We start from the raw sequence: 22,754 nt of genomic DNA on the forward strand, positions 1-22,754 counted from the left end.
TGACGGGTAGGGGTGGGGTGAACCCCTGTGCAGCGACTTGTTGACGCGAGTGTCAGCTAGTGCAGGCCGTTGATCGCCGTCCCGTCCTTGAGCGTCCCCTTCAACCCGGCCTGAGCCCCCTGCTTCGTCTCCACCGCCAGCAGATAGCCCTGCGCGGACCCGCTCACCCCACCGGTCACATTGATCGAAGCGGTGTCCCTGCTGCCCGCGGCCAGCAGGTACCAGTTCCCCGCGTCCGACCTCCACAACACCCCGGCCAGCACATGAGGGTCACGGGGGCCGCACGCCGGAACGTTCTCGGCCTTCGCCGCCACCGCCCCGTAGACCCCGCCCGGAGTGTGGAACTGCGCCAGTACCCGAGCCCCGCCGCCCCGCCAGGTCTCGGCCCGCGTGCACACCCACGCGGCCGCCCCGCTCGCGTCGGGCAGCGACTGCCGCGCGTACTCCCAGGCGTTCACCGACCGCACCCCCTGCGAACGCACCGCCTGAAGCGAGCAGGCCATCGGCGACCAGGTGCGCAGCGCCTGCGCACCGGACGCCTCCTTCGTGTACCCGGGCTTCCCGGTGGTCAGATGCGCCGGGACCAGCTCGCCGAGGTCGGTCATCAGCCGGGTGCCCGAGGCGTCCGTCACTTGCAGCACGTTCCACGAGGTGCACGCGCCGTTCTGCTGCTGCGGGCCGGCCATCGGTGAGGTCACACCGTCGGTCAGGCCGAGGCCCATCGCCCCCGAGCGCGGCTGCATCAGGTCCCGCTCGGCCGCCTTGGTCACCCAGGGAGCCGTCAGATAGCGGACGTTCCCGTCGGCCCGCGCCAGCACCACCGCGTTCGCCTCGGCCCGGGTCGCGCCGTCGGCCCGCCCGAAGTCGAGGGCGGCGCCACTCGTGCCGTCCTTCGGTTCGGCGTACCGGACGATGCGCAGACCGTCGTAGAGGATCACCACGTGCGCGTCGTCGACGGTTCCGGCGTAGAGGAGCTGGGGCGGTCCGGCGGGGCCGCCGGACGGGGTGGAGGGGGTGGCCGACATACGGACGGTCTCGCCGGGGCGGGCCCAGACGGCGAGGGCGCGGCGCAGGAGGGCGTTGTCGTTGGTGAGGTCGCCGCGCGCGGGCCAGACGGAGAAGTCGGTGCGCGAGGAGGACTGCCAGGCCGCCGGGGCGACCTTCTTCAGCTTGGCCGGGTCGAGTGCGGCCTGGGCGGACGGGTTCTGTGCGTACGACGGTGCGGCGGCGCCGTCGCGGCCCCAGCCGTCACCGGGCAGGCCGAGCAGCGCCCCGCACACGGCGAGCGCCGCCGCGGCGACGAGCGCGGCCTTGGTGTGCTGCCTGCGGCGCATCAGATCGGTGGGCCGGGCCTGGAGCGAGCAGGGGTCGAACTCGGGGGAGTCGAGCAGGGAGTACTGCGCGGGGACGTCGTCGGCCTCGGACAGCGCGGCCTCCACGTCGGCCACGCCCACGGCCGTCAGGACCTTCTGTACGTCGCCGTCCGGGAGCCGCTCCAGGCCGCGCAGTACGTACGCGGCGCGGGCCGGGGCGGACAGGGCGGACAGCTGCTGGTCCAGGGCGAGTTCGTCGGCGCCGCCGGAGCGCGGGAACAGGCGCAGGCCCCACACCTGGGGGAGCAGCGGGGGCAGCTGGGAGCGCCTGGGCCGCGCCTTGAAGGTGAGCGGCAGGCCCGCCTCCAGCGCCGTACGCAGCACCTGGAGGCGGACGAAGGCGTAGCCCGGGTCGCCGTCCCGCCCCGTCGACTGGGCCGGGATCACGGACGCCGAGGCGCGGCCCCGGGGCAGGGCGCGCTGGGTGAGCGAGTGGGCGGTCAGGACGCGCCGGTTGCGGCCGAGACTCGGCGGCAGCACCAGGTAGGCGAGGCGGACCAGCCGCGGGTAGTGCTCGACGAGCGCGGCCTCGGCCTGCTCGACGTCGACGACGGGGGTGGGGCGCGGGGCGACATCCTGTGACTGCACGTTCAGCAAAACGAGCGAATCGACGGCGGGTTACCCGCCGAGCGCTCCGCTGGGTGCCGCGATATGCCGTCGTTCGGCTGCGGCGCCGTCGTGGCTGGTCGCGCAGTTCCCCGCGCCCCTTCGGGGCGCTGCCGACACGCGGGCTGCAGAGCGCCCCGTCAGGGGCGCGGGGAACTGCGCGACCAGCCCCCACCGGCCCGCGGAATAGTTACCGCGCCTCCAGCGGAGCGCCCAGCGCCGCCGCATAGTTCGCCATCGACCTCTGGTACCGCGGCAGATGCGGGGCGAGCGCGCCGAGGACAAGGGACAGGCCCTCGCGGTCGCGGCCGAGACTGGACAGGCACAGCGCGAGAGTCGCCCGTACCGCGTCGTCCAACTCGTCGGACGGCGCGTCCAGTTCGGGCGTCAGCAGCTTGACGCCCTCCTCCGCCTGTCCGATGTTCCGCAGCGAACTGGACAGCTGGATCTTCGCGCGCCGGCCCTTGTAGCCGGTGAGCCCGAGTGCCAGCGCCTCCCGGTACAGCGGCACGGCCTGGTCCGAGTGGCCGGTCGAGTCCCAGGCGCAGGCCCGCTCGAAGGGACCCAGCGGGCTGCCGGCGGGCAGTTCGGCGACGAGGGTGTCGATCACGGACCGGAAGTCCGCGGAAGCGTCTTCGGCGTAGTCGTCGAGTGTGGCCCAGGCGGCGGTGACACGGTCTTCCCAGTCTTGATCTTCCCAGTCTTGGTTCACCGGCTTACCCTCGCACGGGTGTGTCCGGTGCGACACCGGTAATTTTGAGTGCTTCGCGCGTGGCAGCCGTATCCGACTTCGGCAGGTGCCCTACCCATGCCCGTACCGGAGGAACAGATGAGGTTGACCCGACCGATGCTCGCGCTCGTCGGCGCGGCGGCGGCACTGGCGCTGGCGGGCTGCGGCTCGGGCGATGACCAGGCGGCCGTACCGGAGACGGCGACCGGGAGCCTGGAGCACATCGCCGCCGAGGCGAAATGCAAGCCGGACATGCAGACCGACGCCGACGAGATCCGCCAGGCCCTGTGCAAGACCGGCAAGGAGAAGTACGTCCTCGCCACCTTCGCCACCGACCGCGGCCAGCGTGAGTGGATCAACGGGGCGAAGGACTACGGCGGCTACTACCTCGTCGGCCGCAAGTGGGTCGCCGTCGGCGAGCAGAAGACGGTCACAGCGCTACAGACCACGCTCGGCGGGACCATGGAGGAGGGATCGGCTCACATGAATCACCACGGTGGGGCGAGCGGGTCCCCCTCGCCCTCGGGCCACGACGGCTGACCGCGCGAGTTCGGACGGCACAGACGAAAGCCGGCGGTGGGAAATCCCACCGCCGGCTTCGTCCTGCTACCGGGTCCGGACTACTGGCAGTCCTCGCCGTTGTTGATGCAGTCGACCATCTGGTTCATCACGTCCTCATCGAAGAAGTTGATGAAGTCGTTGTGGTCGGTGATCGGCTTGTGCAGCTGCTCCGGGAAGGAGTCCACCGCGAATGCGTTGGTCACCTGCCCATTCTCGATCTGCGGGGCCGCGACGTTGTAGACCAGACGGACCTGCAGCTGGGGGATGGCCTGGAAACCGTTGGCGCAGGTGCCGTCCTCCTGGACGAAGGCGACGTGCGTGCGGTGGTTGGCGCTGTCGATGTTCTGGCCGTCCCAGCAGCTCTGGAAGGCGGACGTGCGCACCACGGAGCTGCCCTCGGGGCAGATCGGGTACTTGTCCGTCGACTGCCGGTCCTCGAAGCCGGTGCAGCTCCAGGCCGTGTTGGCGTTCGCCAGGCCGTTGGTGAAGGCCTTGGCGTCACCGGTGATGATGCGCAGGGCCGTCGGCATCGCCACGACATCGCTCGTCCTGTTGCCGACGAACTTGAGCTCTGCCTCGGCGGTCTGCTGGATCGTGCCGACGTTGCTGTCCTGACCGCCACCGGGCGCGTCCGCGTCGATGTCGTTCTGACCGTCCTGCACACGCAGCACCGGCCAGAAGTACGACGACTTGTCACCCTGGTTCTGGCAGGTGGTGTCGCCGTTGGCCAGGTCCTCGTCGCTCGCGAAAGCGTTGTTGGCCTGGTTGCCGACGTAGTCGTGCTGGTGCTGCGCACCGTTGCTGACACCCGGAGCGACGATCACGTTGTCCGAGTTGCGGTTCTCGTTCTCGTTGGTGCCGCAGTTGGTGGTGAAGGAGCCCGTCGAACCGCCGTCGCCGTTCGCGGCGAGCCCGTTCGGCAGGTTGCGGGAGTTGGGCTGGACGTCTTCGATGTTGATGAAGTCGTCGGCCACCGGGCCGTTGCCGGCCTGACCGCCGTTGCCCTGGTCCTGCCCCTCGTCACCGCCCTGGTCCTGACCGTCACCCTGGTCCTGACCGTCACCTTGGTCCTGACCGCCGTCCTGGCCCTGGTCCTGACCGTCGTTGTTCTGGTCCTCGCCCTGGCCGTCGTTGGTTTCCGGCTGTTCGGCCGGGACGCCCTGGCACTCGGCGAGATCGCCCATCCCCTGCGGAGCCTTGCCGCCCGCGCGGTTGATGTTGATGCCGATGCGGTCGAGGGTGGCGGTCCGCTTGGACTTCAGCGGGCTGAGGATGGCGTTGTTGACGTAGCCGGCGTCCCCTGCCTGGGCTTGACGCGTCGAGGCGAGACGCGTGTAGGCGTCCGTGATCTGCCGGTCGAGCTGCGACAGCTCCTTGGCGACGCCTCGGCGCGCGCTCCGCGGCACCTTCGTCAGCTGCTGACCGACGTCAGGACAGTTGATCGTCGCGACTTGGGCACCGGCTGACCTGGTCTGGTTCCCGTATGAGTTTTCCTCATGCGCAGATGCGTAGAAGTTAGCCCAGATCAGCCCGCCCCCACCGAGCGCTAGGGCCGCCGATGCGGCTATGGCCTTGGTGGCCAGCGGCGTACGGCGTTTTCGTGTGTTGCGTCCCATGGAACTCCTCTGACTTCCTTGCGGGGCAGCGAGACGCCCGACAGGAGTGAAGCGGCTCCCATCCATACGCAGGAGGTCCCAGGAGTGTTCAGCAGTCTCAGAAATTGATGAGAGGTTCGAAGAACAATTCCCCCTCAACACCCCCACAAAACGCGGGAGTTGTGATCATCGGGAATCAGCGGTCCTGGTCCAGATACGCGAGAACCGCCAGCACACGGCGGTTGTCGTCGTCCGAGACCTCAAGTCCCAGCTTCGCGAAGATATTTGAGGTGTGTTTGGCGATGGCCCGCTCGGTCACGACGAGCTGTGCCGCGATCGCCGCGTTCGAGCGGCCCTGCGCCATAAGCTCCAGAACCTCCCGTTCGCGGGCGGTGATCCGCCCCAGCGGCCGGTCGTCGGCCTCCCGCCGGGACAACAGCTGCTGGATCACCTGCGGGTCCATCGCCGTACCGCCCGCCGCGACCCGTCGTACGGCATCCACGAACTGCTCCGCGTCGAACACCCGGTCCTTCAGCAGATACCCCACCCCGCCGCTGCCGTCGGCGAGCAGCTCACGCGCGTACAGCTGCTCCACGTGCTGCGACAGGACCAGCACCGGCAGACCGGGCTTGTCCCTGCGGGCCTGGAGCGCGCACTGGAGCCCCTCGTCGGTGTGCGTCGGGGGCAGGCGTACGTCGACGACGGCGACGTCCGGCTCCAGCTCGGCCAGCGCACGGGTCAGCTCGGGGCCCGTCTCGACGGCCGCGGCGATCTCGAAGTCGTAGGCCTGGAGAAGCCGGACCAGTCCGTCGCGCAGCAGGAACAGGTCTTCGGCTAGGACAACGCGCAAGGGATCTCCATGGTGACCATGGTGGGACCGCCCGCGGGGCTGCTGACGGCCAGGACGCCGTCGAATGTACCCAGTCGGCGCTCCACTCCGGCCAGCCCCGAACCGGCACCGATGATCGCGCCGCCCTTGCCGTTGTCGGTGACCGAGATCCGCAGCATGCCGTCGGTGTGGTGGAGGTCGACATAGATGCGGTCGGCATCCGCGTGCTTGACCGCGTTGGTGAGCACCTCGCTGACCGCGAAGTAGGCTGCCGACTCGACGGGTTCGTCCGCCCGCCCGGGGAGCTCCACCGTCACCTCGGTCGGTACGGGCATCCGCAGCGCCAGCGCCCGTACGGCGTCGCCCAGACCGCGCTCGGCCAGCACCGGCGGATGGATGCCGCGCACCAGGTCCCGGAGTTCGGCGAGGGCCTCGACGGAGGACTTGCGGGCCTGCGCCAGGAGCAGCCTGGCCTGCTCCGGGTCCTTGTCGAGGAGCAGCTCGATCGTCCCGAGGTCCATACCCATGGCGACCAGCCGGGCCTGTGCCCCGTCGTGCAGGTCGCGCTCGATGCGGCGCAGCTCGGCGGCGGAGGTGTCGACGGCGTCCCGTCGGGTCTCGGTGAGGACGCGGACGCGCTCGGTGAGTACGCCCTGGTCGGAGGCGAGGACGGCCCGGGTGAGCTGGAAGTGGGCGGTCAGCAGGCGGGTGGTGAGGAAGTGGGCGAAGAAGAGAAGGACGAGGGCCAGGACACCCGCGCCGAGTGCGGAGGCCTGCCCGGTAACCGGCACGAAGCCGTACCAGTAGTCATCGTCGACGATCTGCCACAGCCCGGCCGCCAGAGCGAACCCCTCCACGGGGTAGAGGAGCAGCACGGCAGGCAGGAGCGCGGTGACGAAGCCCGCCGTCATGTCGACGGGCAGCCACATCAGATCCCGCCAGGTCGCCGGATCCCGGAGCATCCCGAAGGTGCGGGTCCACGGGTTGGCGCCCTCGGGGAGCGGCCGGTACGCCGACGGGATCCGCACCCCGCACCACTCTGCCGCGAGGATCCGCCGCCAGTCCGCGAAGGCGCGCACTCCGGTGAGCACCCACGGTGTGGTGACGATGCCGACCCCGATCGGAATGAGCAGGATGGACACCACGGACAGCACGAAACCGAGAATCGCTCCCGGCAGCACCACCAGCGAAAGCCCGAGCCCCCGCACCCCCGCCAGTCCCATGCCCCGCGCCCGTGAACGCACGGCGTCGTTCCTCTTGCCCGTCGTGCTCTGCGTGTCGATGTCCATGCCGTCAGCATGGCCGAGCGGACAGGGCCGGTCACTGGGGTAAGGGCCCGGACCAGGGGGTGGCGTCAGGTACACCCCCCGGCGAGTGGGGAGGGCACGGTCACCGGCCGCCGAGGACCTTCGCCTCCACCTCCGGATCCAGCCCGACCGGTGGCCGGTCCGGCCGCTGGGGTGCAGTGCCGCCGATGCCGGTCAGCCAGGTCCAGGTGTCGGTGACGGTCTCGGCGACGGGGCGGCAGTCCAGGCCCGTCGCGAGCGCTCGGGACACGTCGGCGCCGTGCAGGGCCGCGTGCAGCTCGCTGTCCGGCGGCACCCACACCGGCAGCTGGGTCCACGGCTCGACACCCGCGCCGAGGACGACGTCCGGATCGGTCCACCGCAGCTCGGCCGCCGCGCCGGTGGCCCGTACACACGCCTCCAGCAGCCCGGCCGTCGTCGCGTGCCCCGGCGGACTGATCAGGTTGTACGGCCCGCTCAGCTCCCGCTCCACCGCGCCGAGAATCCACTCGGCGAGATCGCGGACGTCGACATACTGGAGCGGCAGGTCCTTCGGCCCGGGCGCCAGCACGGGGCCGCCGCGTGCGATCCGGGTGAGCCACCACGGCAGTCGCCCGATGTTCTCGTACGGCCCGAGGATCAGCCCCGAGCGGACGAGCAGCGCACGGTCCGCGCCGAACCCGGCCACGGCGGCCAGCTCGCCGCCCCGCTTGTCGCGCGCGTACTCGGTCGCCTCCGCGTCGGCCGAGGCGCCCTCGACCAGGGGTGCGTCCTCGGTGTACCCGGCGGCGGGCGGCCACGAGTACACCGAGCAGCTCGACACGTACACATACCGCCCGGCGCGGCCCCGCAGCAGCCGCGCCGAGTCCCGTACGGCATACGGCGCCGACGACCAGGTGTCGACGACGGCGTCCCACTCGCCCTCCGCCAGGGCGGCGAGCCCGTCGGACGCGGTGCGGTCGCCGCGCAGCGACCGCGCACCGGGAGGCGGTGTGTGCCGGCCCCGGTGGAGGACGGTCACCTCCCAGCCCCGCCCGAGCGCCGCCTCCACGACGGCCCGCCCCGCGAACTCCGTACCACCCAGCACCAGAAGTCTCATGACCTCGACTCTGCCTGGCCGGGCCGCGGGACGGAACGTGAATCTGCCGTGGGCAGACGGTCAGCGCCCGGTCGGCGGCACGTACTTGTATCCGACCCGCCGCACCGTCTGGATGGTGTTGCGGTGCTCGGCGCCCAGCTTGCGGCGCAGCCGGGCGATGTGGACGTCGACCGTGCGGCCGTCGCCGACGTGTCCGTACCCCCAGACCGTGGTGACCAGCTGGTCGCGGGTGTGCACCCGGCCCGGGCGGGTAACCAAGTGCGCGAGCAGCTCGAACTCCAGGTACGTGAGGTCGAGTTCACGGCCGTCCACCTCGGCGGTGCGCCGCGCGGTGTCGACCCGGACGAGCGGATCGTCCTCGGCCTCGGGCCGGTCGGGCACCGCCACCGGTGTGAACGGCTGCTGCTGGTCTGCCGGGACCAGCACCAGGTAGCCGACCATCGGTGGCCGGCCCGGCAGGGTGGGCAGGGTGTGCTGGGGAGCGGGCAGCCAGGTGGCGCCCGGCGGCAGCAGGTCCGCGACGTCCACCACCTCGTCCCGGCCGACGGCACGCAGCCGGTGCCGTGAACCGTCGGGGGCGGGGGTGCTGAGCGCGGCGGTGGGCAGAGAACGAGTGTTCGCCATGAGAGGTCAGCTCTTTCGCGCGAGAGGTCGTCTGGGGGACGTACGTCATGCGCGCGGGCCGAAGGCCGGGGTGTACGGCGGCAGGGGCCGTGTACGGCTTTAGAGGGCCGGCGCGTTCATCGCGCGGCGACACACACGGTCGAAGTCGTGGTGCTGACGGGAGGGCCAGAAGGGCTCGAGGTCATGGCGACCCGTCGCGGTGTGCTTCTGGAAGCCGGCCATGCCCCCATTGAAGCAGACGGCCTGCCCCGGCAGGAGCTTCCTCTCACTGCTTGGACGCTTCCTTGACGCGAAAGGGCGCCCACCGTGCGGTGGGCGCCCTTTCACGGAGCTGTGGCGGGGATCAGATCTGGCCGGCCTTCTCCAGGGCCGAGCAGCAGGTGTCGACGATCAGGCGCGTCACGACGTACGGGTCGACGTTGGCGTTCGGACGGCGGTCCTCGATGTAGCCCTTGCCGTCCTTCTCGACCTGCCACGGGATACGCACCGAGGCACCGCGGTTGGAGACGCCGTAGGAGTACTTGTCCCACGGGGCGGTCTCGTGCAGACCGGTCAGACGGTCGTCGATGCCGGCGCCGTAGTGCTTGACGTGGTCGAGCGGCTTGGAGCCCTCGCCGAGCGACTCGGCCGCGGTGATGATCGCCTCGTAGGTCTCGCGCATCGCCTTGGTGGAGAAGTTGGTGTGCGCGCCGGCGCCGTTCCAGTCGCCCTTGACCGGCTTCGGGTCGAGGGTGGCGGCGACGTCGAAGTCCTCGGCGGTGCGGTAGAGCAGCCAGCGGGCCACCCACAGGTGGTCGGAGACGTCCAGCGGGGAGACCGGGCCGACCTGGAACTCCCACTGGCCGGGCATGACCTCGGCGTTGATGCCGGAGATGGCGAGACCCGCCTTGAGGCAGTTCTCCAGGTGGGCCTCGACGATGTCACGGCCGAAGATCTCGTCGGCGCCGACACCGCAGTAGTAGCCGCCCTGCGGGGCCGGGAAGCCGCCCTTCGGGAAGCCGAGGGGGTAGCCGTCCTTGAAGAAGGTGTACTCCTGCTCGATGCCGAAGATCGGCTCCTGGGCGGCGAACTTCTCGGCGACCTCGGCCAGCGCGGCGCGGGTGTTCGTGGCGTGCGGGGTGAAGTCGATGTTCTGGACCTCGCACAGGACCAGGATGTCGTCGCCGCCGCGGATCGGGTCCGGGCAGGAGAAGACCGGCTTGAGCACACAGTCCGAGGCGTGGCCTTCGGCCTGGTTCGTGGAGGACCCGTCGAAGCCCCAGATCGGCAGCTCGGCACCCTTGGCGTCATCGGCCAGTATCTTCGTCTTGGAACGGAGCTTGGCCGTCGGCTCGGTGCCGTCGATCCAGATGTACTCAGCCTTGAAGGTCACGGGCCACATCCTTCGGGGGTGGGTCTAGGCGCACTTGCGGGTGCTGCGGCGCTGCGGCACTGGGGCGCCGCTCTTGTTGCCCGCGAGCCTGTCAACAGGCGATTTCCCGATCATTGCTCGACTGTGAACCCCGTGTTACCTGGTCGTGCTGTGGTGCGATTCACGGTGTGAGGCCGACGCACAGGGGAACTGCGTGGCCGTAACCGTGTAGGTCCTGCCGCCCCTGGCCGGGAGCGACAGGACCTGTGACACGTACGAGGTGGCGGAGTGGGGCCGCCGCCTCACTGCTTGCGGATGCGGCTGGGTATCACCCCACCTTCTCGATCACGGCCCGGCGGATCAGGAACTTGCCGGGCTCACGGACCTGCTCGAAAGCCGCGTTGTTCAGCAGTGCACAGCTGCCGGAGACCGAAGTGACCTCCACCGTCGTGGACTTGTTGTTGTCCAGGTTGGTGACCTTCAGCTTCGTACCCGCCGGGAACTGGTTGCTGGACGCGGCCGGGGCGCCGGCCTCGCCGGAGAGGGTGACGGTGGAGCCGTTGCAGACCTGCTCGCCGGATACGGCGGCGTCGTCACCGGCGTTGCCCGCCGGGGCGGTCGCGGCCTGCGAGGGCTGCGTGCCCCCTGCCTGCTGGCCGGCGTCCTGGCCGTTCTGCGCCGGCTGTGTCGCCTGGGAGCCCTGAGCCGATTCCCCAACGACGCAATCCGACGCTTCCTGCTGCACCTTGATCTGTGCGATGACCGCCTCACGGTTGGCGATCCGGGCCTCGGACTGCGCGTCCGGGTTGGCCCGTTGTCCCGCGATGAACGCCTCGTTGTTGCCGAGGGCGGTGGCGAGGCCCTGGCAGACGGTCGAGTCGGCGGAGGTCTGCGCGGCGTTCGAGGTGGCCGCCATGGCGAAGGCCCCGCCTCCCGCCACCGCGGCCGCGGTCACCAGCAGGGCGACCTTCTTCTTCGTGCTGAGGGTTCTCCTACGCGACATGCGCGCCTCCTGACGAGGTGGGGGACGTACGTCGCTATGTACGAGATGCCGAACGACGTTACTCAGCGGTTACAGGAGTCACCGAAGTAACCTGCGTCACACCGGAGTTGGAGTCGTGCTCGGCCAGTGCCTTGATCCAAGCAGGCTGATCGCGCTGCGGCACTTCGAGCAGGCCGGGTTGATCCAGATCTCCATGCGGACCACGGTAGCTCTTTCGGGTCCCCGGAAAACTCGTCTTCCACCTGCGTCACAGCACCCCCGAAAGCCCTTGTGGCCAGGGGCTTTGTCAGTGGCGGGCGGTAGAATAGAAGCAGTGTTCGAGGGTGTCGCCGGGGCCGCCGAAGTCTCCGGTCGATGCCCTTACCGCGACAGGAGGATGCCTGTGCCCGCTGCCGCACTGAAGCCGAAGCCGACCCAGTCCACTGCGATGCGCCCCGTCCTGCTCGATCTGCCGTACGAACCCGTGGAGAAGCGCCCGCTGCCGCCGGGCCGTCCCCGCGAGTGGTACGTCACGCACAACCGCCGCCTCAAGGCCATGCGCCTCGCCATCGCCCTGCTCGACTCGGGCGTGTACCTGCCGAACCAGGCCCGCAACGAGACGATACGAAGCACGGCGCAACTCATCGGAGTCCACCAGCCGTCGGAGACGACGTGCCATATGGTCCGGGCGTTCATGCGTTACAACCGGTGAGGTCGGGGCCGGGCGCCGTGCGTTGACGCGGTGCCCGGCGTCGGAAGGGGAGTCGTGGCCCTACGCCGACAACTCCCTCTCCAGCGGCGTCCGGAACCGCGGTGTGATCCGTGTCGTCCCCACCCACCCCCGCAGCCGCTCCGCCTCCCTCTCGATCACGGTTTCCGCCTCTGGGCCGATCCCCTCCCGGTCCAGCACCCGCCACACGATCTCGCCGTCGGCCCGCTGGGCCCACCCGCCGATCACCCGGCCGTTCCACCACACCGTCGGACCCACGTTGCCGCTGCGGTCGAAGAGGGCGGGGCGGAGGTCGGGGGAGAGGTACCAGTCGCGGTGCTGCCAGCCCATCGCTGTGGGGTCGAGGGCGGGCAGCAGGGCGGCCCAGGGCTCGGCGGGCTCGGCCACGGGGGCGGTGTCACCGGCCGTGACGTGGCCCGTGCCCTCGTCGAGCCGCACCTCCTCGGCGCCGATCGCCTTGAGGGCGCGGCGCACCTCGGTCACGTTCCAGCCGGTCCACCACTTGAGGTCGGCCTCGGTGGCCGGGCCGCACGCCGTCAGCCAGCGGCCGAGGAGGGCGGCCTGGGCCCCTGCGATGTCCAGCTCCGGATGCGCGGGCGCCGGAGCCCAGCGGAACTGGGACGACGTCCAGGAGCCGAGCGGCCGGCCGCGCACGACCTTGCCCTCCTGGCCCAGCAGGCGCAGCAGCCGTGTCGAGACGGTGTGCAGGCCCTCGTAGCTCTTCCCGGCACCGTAGGTAAACCGCTCTCTCAACCGCGGCTCGTCCTGGGCGAGTTCGGCCGCCGTCGCCTGTCCGCGGCGCTCCAGCACGGCCAGCGTGGACTCCTCGACCTCCTTGAGCCAGGCTGCGTCCGGCGCTCCGCCCACAGCCATCTGCTTGAGCAGGTTGGCGCGTTCGCGGGCGGCGACGGCGATGCCCGTGGAGGCGTGCACGACGGCGGTCAGCCGGGACGGGAACACGAACACGGTGTTCCGCATGCCGTGCATACGCACCAGGCTGCCGTCCCCGTACAGCGCCCGCTCCGTCTCGGTCACCGTCTTCGCCGGATCCCCGAGCCGCGCGCCCACCGCCAGATACACCGTCGCCGGGTCGGTGCCGTGCAGCGCGACCAGCGAGCGGGCGATCTCCTCCGGCGACGCCGCCCGTGCCGTACCCGCCAGGCGGTGCCGCAGCGCGAGCCGGGCCCGCCGCTCCGCCACACCGACGTGCCGCTGCCCGTCGCTCATACCATCCTCCACCCGTCACTTCACCTCTGTGACCTCATCCTCTCGGACACCACTGACAATCGGCCGTCGGCCGGTCGGGCCGGTCAGCACCTCATTCACGAAGTCCCGTCGGTCGTCCGCGTGTTCGCGGAACCACTGGCCCAGCATGTGCTCCGCCTCGGGAAGGTCGAAGCGGGTGAACTGTGCGCGCGTGGCGAGCGCCTGCTGGATGGCCTCCGTCACGGCGGGCGGGATGATCGTGTCCGTGCCGGGGACCGCGAGGACCGCCCGGCCCTCGTACGCCCGGAGCGCGTCCAGCGCGGGGGAGGCCCGCCAGCTGTCCGGCGTGCGGATGATCTCGCTGAACCGGCCGTCACCGTCCCCGAACGGCACGTCCCATGCCTCGGCCGCGTAGACGGCGGGTGCGCACATGCCGAGGGCCACGACCCGTTTCCCGTAGTGCCGGGCGAGGTCCGCCACGGTCTGGCCGCTCATGCTGAACCCGACCAGCACCAGCGGGCCGCACGCGCGCGTGTCGATCACGGCGACCGCCTGCTCGAAGCGCCGGCGCAAGGTCAACTCCCGCAGTTCGCCGCTGCTTTCCCCGTGTCCCGAGAAGTCGAAGGCGAGGCCACGGCAGCCGCGGGCGACGAACTCGCCGAGCAGCGGGAGGAGTCGCTCCTTGCTGCCGAGTACGCCCGCACCGTGCAGCAGAACGACGGTGGGCCGGTCGTCCGGACCGCCGTCACCGCCGTACACCCCTCTGAGCAGTTCACCGTCGTACTCGGCAACGAAAGGCGCGAAGGAGGAAGGCTCAGTCATGCGCCCCATTCACTCATGGGGCATGCACCCGTCAGGCCGCAGACCCTGGGAAAAGCAGATGCACACCGAGTGACCGGTTCCCTACGCTGGACACGCATAGCGGAGCTGTCCTCCACCGGTTCCCGCAGGGCAGGCACCACCTTGCGGACACGGGGCTACTCTCTACGCACCGACGGCAGGACGCCCACCCCCAGCGCCCCGTCGGGACACTTCATCACCGCTCAGCCATCACCCACGCCCACGGAGGCCCATCATGGGCACCATCATCTTTTCCGGGACCGCGGTCCTGGTCGTCCTGGGATTCGGAAACCACCTGTACTGGCTTGCCGCCGTCGCGGTGCTCTTCCTGTACCTGCAGTACGGGCGCGACTCCTCGCCGACTTCGTCGTCGGGCGGGTCCGGCCGGATGCCGTCCGACTACCGCTCGTACCGCAATCGCCGGGACGAGCAGGCCAAGTGGGAGCGCCGCTACCGCCGCGAGCGCCCCTTCGAGTCGCGCCGTCAGGAGCGCGAGAAGGGCAAGGAGAAGAGCAAGTGATCCATGGAGTGGTGTGTGGTGAGCGCCGGTCACAGACCGGGGGCGCCCCACACCGGGAACCAGCGGTTGAGGTCCTGCTCGATGCGCAGGTCGTCGCCGAGGGTCGCTTTCACGCGCAGTTCCAGCGCGTTGTCGCGCCGCTGTCCGTCGCCGGGCAGCGGCGCGAACGGGTAGAAGGTGCCCCGCTTGTAGAGGTAGACCAGCGCCAGCCGCCGGTCCTCCTCATCCTGGAAACCCGCGAGTGAGCACAGCAACTGCGGGCCGAAGCCGTTGACCTCCATCGAGCTGTTCACCGCATGCAGGTCGTTGACCAGAAGCGGCAGCTCGTCGGGGGCGCGATGCGAGACCAGCCAGGAGTAGCCGTACTTGTCCCGTTGCAGTTCCACGGGCAGGCCGTCGCGATCCGCGTCCGCGTCCAGCAGCGCCTGGACCTCGCGGTGCGTCTGCTCGAAGGCCGCGCCCTCGACCGTGGCGAAGCACACCGCCCCGCGCCCGGTCGGTGTGAAGGACGCCGCCGCCTGGAGCGTCACGGCCGCCGACGGCAGTGCGAAAAGCTGGTCGAGGTCGGGCGCGATGGGCTTCGTACGACCGAGCAGGATGTCCAGCAATCCCATACTCACGCCTTTCCGGGAGCCGCCGCCTCACCCAACTCGGCGGAGATCCGTGCCAGTTGGTCGAGCCGCTGCTCCAGGCTGGGGTGGGTCGAGAAGAGCCGGGCGAGGCCGGGCTCCTTGCCCAGGGCCGGGGTGAAGTAGAAGGCGTTGAAGGCCTGTGCCGTGCGCAGATCCTTGGTCGGGATACGGGCGATGTCGCCCGACACCTTGGTCAGCGCGGACGCCAGCACGGAGGGACGGCCGGTGAGCAGCGCCGCCGCCCGGTCTGCCGCCAGTTCCCGGTACCGGGACAGGGCCTGGATCAGCATGAAGCTGATCGCGTAGACGGCCGCGGAGACCGCCATCACCGCCATGAAGATCACCGCGGTGTTCTGGTCCCGGCGCCCGCCGCCGAAGAGCTGCGAGTAGAACGCGAACCGTACGATCAGCCCGGCGATCACACCGAGGAACGACGCGATGGTGATCACGGCGACGTCCTTGTGCGCCACGTGCGACAGCTCGTGCGCCAGCACGCCCTCCAGTTCGGCCGGCTCCAGGCGTCGGAGCAGACCGGTGGTCACACAGATCACGGACTTGTCCGGGTTGCGCCCGGTGGCGAACGCGTTCGGCATGTCCATATCGGACACGGCGACCACCGGCTTGGGCATGTCCGCCATCGTGCACAGCCGGTCGATCACGCCGTGCAGCTCGGGATACTCCTCGCGCTCCACGACCCGCCCGCGCATCGCGAACAGCGCGATCCGGTCGGAGAACCAGTACTGCGCGCCGAGGAACGCGGCCGCCACCACGACGACCAGCACCCAGGACTTCAGCAGCACGATCAGCGCCGCGATGAACACCACGTACAACAACCCGAGCAGAAAAAGCGTGACCGTCATGCGCACGGTCAGGCGCCGGTCGCTCCCAAATCGGCTCTGCATCTGCATCACCTCAGCAGTCAGGCACTCGCCCCACTGCCAGTGTGCACCCGGGCACACCATGACGCGGTCGCGATCAGCTCTAGGGCCCGCAAAGGGACGCTGTGAGCGTCCTCACTCAGTAGGACGGCCGGAAGTTCAGGTACCCGAGGAGCAGGATGATCGCCGCCATGGAGCCGAGCACGATGGCCGTCGATATCCAGGACGAGCGGCGACCGCTCCGTATCCGGGACGAGCGGGGACGGCTCCGTATCCGGGACGAGCGGCGACGGCTCCGCACCGGACCCGGGTCGGCCCGGAACGGCACCGGTCCCGGCGGGTTCTTCTTCCAGCGCTCGGCGAGCATCCGGGCGCGGGCCGAGGGCTCCTTGTGCTCGGCCTTGTCCGCCCACTTGAGGTCGAACTCCCGCTCGGCGTCGTCCTGCTCGGACATCTCAGCAACCCCCGTCACTCCGTCTCGAACAATCGTGCCAGAAAACACACGACGGCGCCCCCGCCCTGAGGAATCAGGAACGGGGGCGCCGCAGAGCTGCCGAGGGGCGACGATCACACGTCGAAGTACAGCTCGAACTCGTGCGGGTGCGGACGCAGCTGGAGCGGCGCGATCTCGTTCGTGCGCTTGAAGTCGATCCACGTCTCGATCAGGTCGGACGTGAAGACGTCGCCCGCGAGCAGGAACTCGTGGTCGGACTCGAGGCGGTCGAGGACGGCCGGGAGCGAGGTCGGGACCTGCGGGACGCCCGCGTGCTCCTCGGGAGCCAGCTCGTACAGGTCCTTGTCGATCGGCTCGGCCGGCTCGATCTTGTTCTTGATGCCGTCCAGGCCCGCGAGCAGCAGCGCCGAGAAGGCCAGGTACGGGTTGCCGGAGGAGTCGGGCGCGCGGAACTCGACGCGCTTGGCCTTCGGGTTGGAGCCCGTGATCGGGATACGCATCGCGGCGGAGCGGTTGCGCTGCGAGTACACCAGGTTCACCGGGGCCTCGAAGCCCGGCACCAGGCGGTGGTACGAGTTCACCGTCGGGTTGGTGAAGGCCAGCAGCGACGGGGCGTGCTTGAGGATGCCGCCGATGTAGTAGCGGGCGGTGTCCGACAGGCCCGCGTAACCGGCCTCGTCGTAGAAGAGCGGCGAGCCGCCCGTCCACAGCGACGAGTGGATGTGCATGCCCGAGCCGTTGTCACCGAAGATCGGCTTCGGCATGAAGGTCGCGGTCTTGCCGTTGCGCCAGGCGACGTTCTTCACGATGTACTTGAAGAGCTGGAGGTCGTCGGCGGCGGCGAGCAGCGTGTTGAACTTGTAGTTGATCTCGGCCTGGCCGGCGGTGCCCACCTCGTGGTGCTGACGCTCGACCTGGAGGCCGGAGTTGGCCAGCTCCAGGGAGATCTCGGCACGCAGGTCGGCGAAGTGGTCGACCGGCGGGACCGGGAAGTAGCCGCCCTTGTAGCGGACCTTGTAGCCGCGGTTGTCCTCCAGCGCACCAGTGTTCCAGGCGCCGGCCTCGGAGTCGATGTGGTAGAAGGACTCGTTCGCGTTGGTCGCGAAACGGACGCTGTCGAAGACGTAGAACTCGGCCTCGGGACCGAAGTACGCGGTGTCGGCGATACCCGTGGACGCGAGGTACGCCTCGGCCTTCTTCGCCACGTTGCGCGGGTCACGGCTGTACTGCTCGCCGGTGATCGGGTCGTGGATGAAGAAGTTGATGTTCAGCGTCTTGTCACGGCGGAAGGCGTCGACCCGGGCGGTCGACAGGTCCGCGCGCAGGGCCATGTCGGACTCGTGGATGGCCTGGAAGCCGCGGATCGAGGAGCCGTCGAAGGCCAGCTCGTCATCCGGGTCGAACGCATCGACAGGCACCGTGAAGTGCTGCATGACGCCCGGGAGGTCGCAGAAGCGGACGTCGATGAACTTGACGCCCTCGTCCGCGATGAACTTCTTGGCCTCGTCGGCGTTCTGGAACATCCAGCTCCTCCTACTCCCGACCGTCCCGCCGGGGTGGTAGTTCGTTTGTGCGGCCAGTGCGGTGGCACACGTTGACCTCGACCCTAGGGACGCGTGATTTCTCGGGCGTGACCCATTTGTTTCGCACAAGTTAACCGACCCTGGTCCCACCGTAGCTCGGAAACACCCCGCCGTGCCCTGGTCAAACAAGGGCGCAGTACCGTGTACGGGTGGACAAGAGGCAAGCAATCGGATCGTGGCTTTCCGGGCCGCGCGCGGCCATGGAAGACGCCGGCGCCGACTTTGGATACCGGGGGGAGCAGCTCGGTCTCCCGGAGGAAGGGCCCGGCTCGATCGCCCGCCCCGGCCGCCGCCTCGGCGCCCTCGCCGTGGACTGGGCCCTGTGCCTCTTGATCGCATACGGCCTGATCACGGACGGCTACCAGCAGGCGACCGGAAACTGGGCCCTGCTCATCTTCTTCGTGCTGAGCGCCCTGACCGTCGGTACCCTCGGCTTCACCCCGGGCAAGCGCCTCTTCGGCCTGCGCGTCGTCCACCTCGACACCGGCGCCGTGAACCCGCTCCGCACGTTGCTGCGTACGGCCCTGCTGTGCGTCGCGATCCCCGCCCTGATCTGGGACCGCGACGGACGGGGGCTGCACGACCGGCTGGCCCGCACGGTCGAGGTACGGAGCTGAGCCGCCGCAGTCCGCATATATGACGCCGGTCGGGTGACGGCCGACCCGGCCACGGCCCGGGGTCCCGTCCACGTCGAACCGCGTTCGAAACACTGCCGCCATACCGGCGGAGGTGGTTGGACAATATGTCGTACGACAACATGTCGACGATCGTGGCTCGGGCGCCCCAGGTCGCCGACATCGCGGCCCGGCACACGGAGGAGGCGGAAATCGCCCGGCGGCTTTCACCGCAGGTGATCCACGCGGTGCGGGACGCCGGTTTCGCGCGGCACTTCGTGCCGGTGGCCCACGGCGGTGCGGCCGGCGCCTTCAGTGAGCTGACCTCGGCGGTGTTCCTCGTCGGGGAGGGGTGTACGTCGGCGGCCTGGGCGGCGTCGCTGGCCGCCTACGCCGGACGGTACGCGGCCTTCCTGCCCGCTCAGGGGCAGGCGGAGATCTGGGCGGACGGCCCGGACGCGCTGCTGGTCGCCGCGCTCATGCCGTCCGGCACGGCGGAGCGCGTGGCGGACGGCTGGCGGCTGAACGGCGAGTGGAAGTACATCAGCGGCGTGCACTTCGCCGACTGGGCGCTCGCCTGCGCGGCCGTACCGGACGAGCGGTCCGATGATCCCCAGGGGCGGCCCGCGGTGCGGTACTTCGCGGTGCCGCGGGCCGACTTCACCATCGCCGACAGCTGGTTCTCGGTGGGCATGCGCGGGACCGGCAGCGACACCCTGGTCCTCTCCGACGTCTTCGTGCCCGAGCACCGCACCCTGGCCCGGTCCGCCGTCCACGCCGGCCGGGCACCCGCGTCCGACGCGCGCTGCCACATCGTGCCGATGTACGCCGTGAACTCGCTGCCGTTCGCCGCGCCGCTGGTGGGCGCCGTGCGGGGCGCGATGCGCACCTGGATCGAGCGGACCGGGTCGCGTGTCGACCGGCGGGGCCGGGCCGTCCGCGAGATGCCCTCGGTGCAGGTCTCCCTGGCCCGCTCGGCCGCCGAGGTGGACGCCGCGGAACTCCTCGTCCGGCGTACGGCCGCGGTCGCCGACGGCACGGAGGCCCCGCCGGAGGGCGAGGCCGCGGTCCGCGGGGCCAGGGACCTCGCACTCGCGGTGGAGCTGCTGGTCTCGGCGGTCGACCGGGTCTTCCGCACCAGCGGGACGTCCGGACAGTCCTCGACCGACCCCGTGCAACGCTTCTGGCGGGACGTGAACAGCGCCGCCTCGCACGTGGCGCTGTCCTTCGAGTCCACCGGTGCCGCGTACGGCGCCTGGGCACTGTCCGGTGACGGACGGACCAGCCCCGTCTGACGCCGTCGTCCGGTTGCTGGGCCGGGGTGGCGAGCGCATAGTCGACCTGAACGCGGATGATGATCTCGTACACACTCGAGCACGGTCAGTGAGTCGTCGGCGAGGTCCGACAGGTGGTGCGACCGTCATGACGGAGCAGCAGGACATAGACGTCGACATAGACGACGTGGGCATGGACATAGCCCTGGCGGCAGCGACGGTGGCGCCCGAGGACTTCCGGGCCGCGATGGCCCGCTTCCCCTCGGGCGTCGTGGTGGTGACCACCCGGTGCCAGGACGGCACCCCCCGCGGGTTCACCGCCAGTTCCTTCTGCTCGGTGTCGCTGGAGCCGCCGATGATCCTGGTGTGCCTGGCGAACACGGCCGACTCGGCGATGTCGTTCGCGCGCTGCGACCGCTTCGCGGTGAGCATGCTGGCCCCGGTCCATCTCCCGCTCGCGCTGCGCTTCGCCAGCAAGGGCACCGACAAGTTCGCGTCCGGCGGGATGTGGCTCAGCCCCGGTGGACTGCCGACGGTCAAGCAGGCACTGTCCGAGCTGGACTGCGAGGCACACGCACGTCACCCGGCCGGGGACCATATGGTCCTGATCGGCCGGGTGACGGGTGTACGGCTGGGGGAGGGGTCCCCGATGGTCTACTACGACCGGGATTTCAGGACGCTGGCCTGACCCCGTCCGGTCTACCGGGCCTTCGGTCCGCCCTTCGGGAGCTTCATGCCCTTGGGCATCGGCCCCTTCGGCAGCGGCATGTTGCTCATCATGTCGCCCATGGCACGCAGCCGGTCGTTGGTGGCCGTGACCTGCGGACCGGACAGCACACGCGGCAGCTTCAGCATCGTCGTACGCAGCTTCTTCAGCTCGACCTGGCCCTCGCCGGTGCCGACGATCAGGTCATGCACCGGGACGTCGGCGACGATGCGGTTCATCTTCCTCTTCTCGGCCGCCAGCAGGCCCTTCACCCGGTTCGGGTTGCCCTCGGCGACCAGCACGATGCCGGCCTTGCCGACGGCTCGGTGCACCACGTCCTGGCTGCGGTTCATCGCCACCGCGGGGGTCGTCGTCCACCCCCTGCCGACGTTGTCGAGCACCGCCGCGGCCGCGCCCGGCTGTCCCTCCATCTGCCCGAAGGCCGCCCGCTCGGCCCGGCGCCCGAACACGATCGCCGTCGCGAGGAAGGCGAGCAGCAGGCCCAGGATGCCGAGATAAATGGGGTAACCGATCAAGAAACCGATCGCGAGGAAGACACCGAAGGTGACGATTCCGACTGCCGCGAGTACAAGACCGATCTTCTTGTCGGCCCTGCGGGTCATCTTGTAGGTCTGAGCGATCTGCTTGAGCCGCCCGGGGTTTGCAGCGTCCGCTGCCGTGTCCTTCCTCGCCATGCCACGAAGTCTACGTGGCCCCGGGAGCGCCGACGACGGCAGTGCCCGGAAGGAAGCGGAGGGGGAGCTTCAGAGGACGCACGGGTCAGGGGCGCCCGGCGAGGGTCTGCTCCAGCACGCGCTGGGCCTCGACCCGGTCCTTGGCCCGGCGGCGGTCCTCCAGGACGGAAGTCCAGGCGTTGCGACGGGCGGTGCGCTGGCCGCTGCTCATCAGCAGCGACTCGACGGCGCGCAGTGCGTCGGTGACGGACGGGATGGCGGTGGCGCGGACGGGCGCGGCCTGCATAGTGGAGGTCCCCCCTCGGAACGGCTGCGGATACGGGTGTACGCGGTGTAAGTCGAGTGTCACTGATTGGTGTTACCAGGGCGTGACCGACCGGTCAAACGCCAATGAAGCCTTGATACGGGGGGCGAAAACGCGGACGCGGCCCTGATGTGCGCCCTCATCTGCGAGGACGTTCAGGGCCGCGTCGACATCTTCGCTACCAGCGGGTAGTTTCTTGTGCGCGAATTCACACGCTGTCTCGTGCCTTACGGGACAAGGCAGATGACGATGTGTCAGACGGCCTGCGAGGCGACGTACGCCCCGCGCTTCTCCACGGCCATCTGGTAAAGGCGTCCGGCGCGGTACGAGGAGCGGACCAGTGGGCCGGACATCACGCCCGAGAAGCCGATCTGCTCGGCCTCGTCCTTCAGCTCCACGAACTCGTTCGGCTTGACCCAGCGCTCCACGGGGTGGTGCCGGACGCTCGGCCGCAGGTACTGCGTGATGGTGACCAGTTCGCAGCCGGCGTCGTGCAGCTGCCGGAGCGCCTCGCTGACCTCCTCGCGGGTCTCGCCCATGCCCAGGATGAGGTTCGACTTGGTGACCAGGCCGTAGTCGCGGGCGGCGGTGATGACCCCGAGCGAGCGGTCGTAGCGGAAGCCGGGGCGGATGCGCTTGAAGATCCGGGGGACCGTCTCGACGTTGTGCGCGAAGACCTCGGGGCGGGAGGCGAAGACCTCGTCGAGCAGCTCCGGGACGGCGTTGAAGTCCGGGGCGAGGAGCTCGACCTTGGTGCGGCCGGCCTCACGGGCAGCCGTCTGCTCATGGATCTGGCGGACCGTCTCGGCGTACAGCCAGGCGCCGCCGTCCGGGAGGTCGTCGCGGGCGACGCCGGTGATCGTGGCGTAGTTCAGGTCCATGGTGACCACGGACTCGCCGACCCGGCGGGGCTCGTCGCGATCGAGGGCCTCGGGCTTGCCGGTGTCGATCTGGCAGAAGTCGCAGCGCCGGGTGCACTGGTCGCCGCCGATGAGGAAGGTCGCCTCGCGGTCCTCCCAGCACTCGTAGATGTTGGGGCAGCCGGCTTCCTGGCAGACCGTGTGCAGGCCCTCGCTTTTGACGAGGCTCTGCATCTTCGTGTACTCGGGACCCATTTTCGCCCGGGTCTTGATCCACTCGGGCTTGCGCTCGATGGGGGTCTGGGCGTTCCGGACCTCCAGGCGCAGCATCTTGCGTCCGTCGGGTGCGACTGCGGACACGACTGGCTCCCTAGCGGTTGATTCTTCGGCGTGCTCAAGGGTACGCCCGTTGATTTGTTGCC

Annotated in this window: 24 protein-coding genes; 6 read left to right on the top strand and 18 right to left on the bottom strand. The window is 69.9% G+C overall.

What is annotated here, in order from left to right; translation table 11 throughout:
- Positions 1-56: 56 nt before the first annotated feature.
- Both KCH87_RS16880 and KCH87_RS16885 read right to left on the bottom strand, forming a co-directional pair.
- Positions 57-1,961: a hypothetical protein gene (locus KCH87_RS16880; RefSeq protein ID WP_210586913.1), complete on the bottom strand. Its 1,905-nt coding sequence runs from the start codon at positions 1,959-1,961 to the stop codon at positions 57-59.
- A gap of 208 nt (positions 1,962-2,169) precedes the next feature.
- A complete protein-coding gene (locus KCH87_RS16885; protein ID WP_210586914.1) occupies positions 2,170-2,691 on the bottom strand; it encodes a tetratricopeptide repeat protein in 522 nt (173 codons plus the stop codon).
- A gap of 117 nt (positions 2,692-2,808) precedes the next feature.
- On the opposite strand from KCH87_RS16885, the gene KCH87_RS16890 reads away from it, so the two are divergent.
- Positions 2,809-3,249, top strand: coding sequence for a hypothetical protein (locus KCH87_RS16890; protein ID WP_210586915.1), 441 nt, complete (start codon positions 2,809-2,811; stop codon positions 3,247-3,249).
- Between the two features lie 80 nt (positions 3,250-3,329).
- On the opposite strand, the gene KCH87_RS16895 is transcribed toward KCH87_RS16890, so the two are convergent.
- The 7 genes from KCH87_RS16895 to KCH87_RS16925 form a co-directional block, all read right to left on the bottom strand.
- A complete protein-coding gene (locus KCH87_RS16895; RefSeq protein ID WP_210586916.1) occupies positions 3,330-4,886 on the bottom strand; it encodes a DUF1996 domain-containing protein in 1,557 nt (518 codons plus the stop codon).
- Positions 4,887-5,061: 175 nt separating this feature from the next.
- The gene (locus KCH87_RS16900; RefSeq protein WP_210586917.1) at positions 5,062-5,715 is read right to left on the bottom strand and encodes a response regulator transcription factor; all 654 of its coding nucleotides are present in this window, start codon (positions 5,713-5,715) and stop codon (positions 5,062-5,064) included.
- Entirely contained in the window at positions 5,700-6,983 is a 1,284-nt protein-coding gene (locus tag KCH87_RS16905) for a sensor domain-containing protein (protein ID WP_210586918.1), read from the bottom strand. The genes KCH87_RS16900 and KCH87_RS16905 overlap by 16 nt, the downstream gene beginning before the upstream one ends.
- Before the next feature lie 100 nt (positions 6,984-7,083).
- The gene (locus KCH87_RS16910) at positions 7,084-8,079 is read right to left on the bottom strand and encodes an NAD-dependent epimerase/dehydratase family protein (protein ID WP_210586919.1); all 996 of its coding nucleotides are present in this window, start codon (positions 8,077-8,079) and stop codon (positions 7,084-7,086) included.
- A 60-nt stretch (positions 8,080-8,139) separates the two neighbouring features.
- Positions 8,140-8,703, bottom strand: coding sequence for a winged helix-turn-helix domain-containing protein (locus tag KCH87_RS16915; protein WP_210586920.1), 564 nt, complete (start codon positions 8,701-8,703; stop codon positions 8,140-8,142).
- 343 nt (positions 8,704-9,046) lie between these two features.
- On the bottom strand, positions 9,047-10,075 hold the full coding sequence (gene glnII, locus KCH87_RS16920; protein ID WP_210586921.1) for a glutamine synthetase: 1,029 nt from the start codon (positions 10,073-10,075) through the stop codon (positions 9,047-9,049).
- Positions 10,076-10,382: 307 nt separating this feature from the next.
- Positions 10,383-11,057: a hypothetical protein gene (locus tag KCH87_RS16925; protein ID WP_210586922.1), complete on the bottom strand. Its 675-nt coding sequence runs from the start codon at positions 11,055-11,057 to the stop codon at positions 10,383-10,385.
- Positions 11,058-11,439: 382 nt separating this feature from the next.
- Here KCH87_RS16925 and KCH87_RS16930 point away from each other — a divergent pair, with 382 nt between their 5' ends.
- Positions 11,440-11,748, top strand: coding sequence for a hypothetical protein (locus KCH87_RS16930; RefSeq protein WP_210586923.1), 309 nt, complete (start codon positions 11,440-11,442; stop codon positions 11,746-11,748).
- Between the two features lie 60 nt (positions 11,749-11,808).
- Here KCH87_RS16930 and KCH87_RS16935 read toward each other — a convergent pair whose 3' ends face one another.
- Together KCH87_RS16935 and KCH87_RS16940 are read right to left on the bottom strand one after the other, a co-directional pair.
- Entirely contained in the window at positions 11,809-12,993 is a 1,185-nt protein-coding gene (locus KCH87_RS16935) for a winged helix DNA-binding domain-containing protein (RefSeq protein WP_210586924.1), read from the bottom strand.
- Positions 12,994-13,008: 15 nt separating this feature from the next.
- A complete protein-coding gene (locus KCH87_RS16940; protein ID WP_247196313.1) occupies positions 13,009-13,794 on the bottom strand; it encodes an alpha/beta fold hydrolase in 786 nt (261 codons plus the stop codon).
- A 253-nt stretch (positions 13,795-14,047) separates the two neighbouring features.
- Between KCH87_RS16940 and KCH87_RS16945 the strand changes: the two genes are divergently transcribed.
- Positions 14,048-14,332, top strand: coding sequence for a hypothetical protein (locus KCH87_RS16945; RefSeq protein WP_210586926.1), 285 nt, complete (start codon positions 14,048-14,050; stop codon positions 14,330-14,332).
- A 29-nt stretch (positions 14,333-14,361) separates the two neighbouring features.
- Here KCH87_RS16945 and KCH87_RS16950 read toward each other — a convergent pair whose 3' ends face one another.
- From KCH87_RS16950 to glnA, 4 genes are all read right to left on the bottom strand, one after another.
- Positions 14,362-14,946, bottom strand: a complete 585-nt coding sequence (locus tag KCH87_RS16950) for a hypothetical protein (protein WP_210586927.1) — start codon at positions 14,944-14,946, stop codon at positions 14,362-14,364.
- A 2-nt stretch (positions 14,947-14,948) separates the two neighbouring features.
- Positions 14,949-15,866 (bottom strand): zinc metalloprotease HtpX, encoded by a 918-nt coding sequence (gene htpX / locus KCH87_RS16955; protein WP_210586928.1) that lies wholly within the window; start codon positions 15,864-15,866, stop codon positions 14,949-14,951.
- Between the two features lie 115 nt (positions 15,867-15,981).
- On the bottom strand, positions 15,982-16,296 hold the full coding sequence (locus KCH87_RS16960; protein ID WP_210586929.1) for a hypothetical protein: 315 nt from the start codon (positions 16,294-16,296) through the stop codon (positions 15,982-15,984).
- 113 nt (positions 16,297-16,409) lie between these two features.
- Positions 16,410-17,819, bottom strand: coding sequence for a type I glutamate--ammonia ligase (gene glnA / locus KCH87_RS16965; RefSeq protein WP_210586930.1), 1,410 nt, complete (start codon positions 17,817-17,819; stop codon positions 16,410-16,412).
- A gap of 209 nt (positions 17,820-18,028) precedes the next feature.
- Here glnA and KCH87_RS16970 point away from each other — a divergent pair, with 209 nt between their 5' ends.
- The 3 genes from KCH87_RS16970 (at position 18,029) to KCH87_RS16980 (ending at position 20,455) form a co-directional block, all read left to right on the top strand.
- The gene (locus KCH87_RS16970; protein WP_210586931.1) at positions 18,029-18,496 is read left to right on the top strand and encodes an RDD family protein; all 468 of its coding nucleotides are present in this window, start codon (positions 18,029-18,031) and stop codon (positions 18,494-18,496) included.
- Positions 18,497-18,621: 125 nt separating this feature from the next.
- Complete coding sequence (locus KCH87_RS16975; RefSeq protein ID WP_210586932.1) at positions 18,622-19,788, top strand: acyl-CoA dehydrogenase family protein; 1,167 nt, start codon at positions 18,622-18,624, stop codon at positions 19,786-19,788.
- 172 nt (positions 19,789-19,960) lie between these two features.
- Positions 19,961-20,455, top strand: a complete 495-nt coding sequence (locus KCH87_RS16980; RefSeq protein WP_210586985.1) for a flavin reductase family protein — start codon at positions 19,961-19,963, stop codon at positions 20,453-20,455.
- Positions 20,456-20,466: 11 nt separating this feature from the next.
- Here the strand turns inward: KCH87_RS16980 and KCH87_RS16985 are convergent, their stop codons facing one another.
- The 3 genes from KCH87_RS16985 to lipA form a co-directional block, all read right to left on the bottom strand.
- Complete coding sequence (locus KCH87_RS16985; RefSeq protein WP_210586933.1) at positions 20,467-21,168, bottom strand: DUF4191 domain-containing protein; 702 nt, start codon at positions 21,166-21,168, stop codon at positions 20,467-20,469.
- An 85-nt stretch (positions 21,169-21,253) separates the two neighbouring features.
- Positions 21,254-21,454 carry a hypothetical protein gene (locus tag KCH87_RS16990; RefSeq protein ID WP_210586934.1) on the bottom strand — a complete coding sequence of 67 codons (201 nt, stop codon included), beginning with the start codon at positions 21,452-21,454 and terminating at the stop codon, positions 21,254-21,256.
- 272 nt (positions 21,455-21,726) lie between these two features.
- The gene (gene lipA, locus KCH87_RS16995; protein ID WP_210586935.1) at positions 21,727-22,692 is read right to left on the bottom strand and encodes a lipoyl synthase; all 966 of its coding nucleotides are present in this window, start codon (positions 22,690-22,692) and stop codon (positions 21,727-21,729) included.
- Between the last annotated feature and the right edge of the window lie 62 nt (positions 22,693-22,754).

The sequence above is a fragment of the Streptomyces sp. GESEQ-35 genome (assembly GCF_017948485.1).
In the GTDB taxonomy this organism is placed as follows: domain Bacteria; phylum Actinomycetota; class Actinomycetes; order Streptomycetales; family Streptomycetaceae; genus Streptomyces.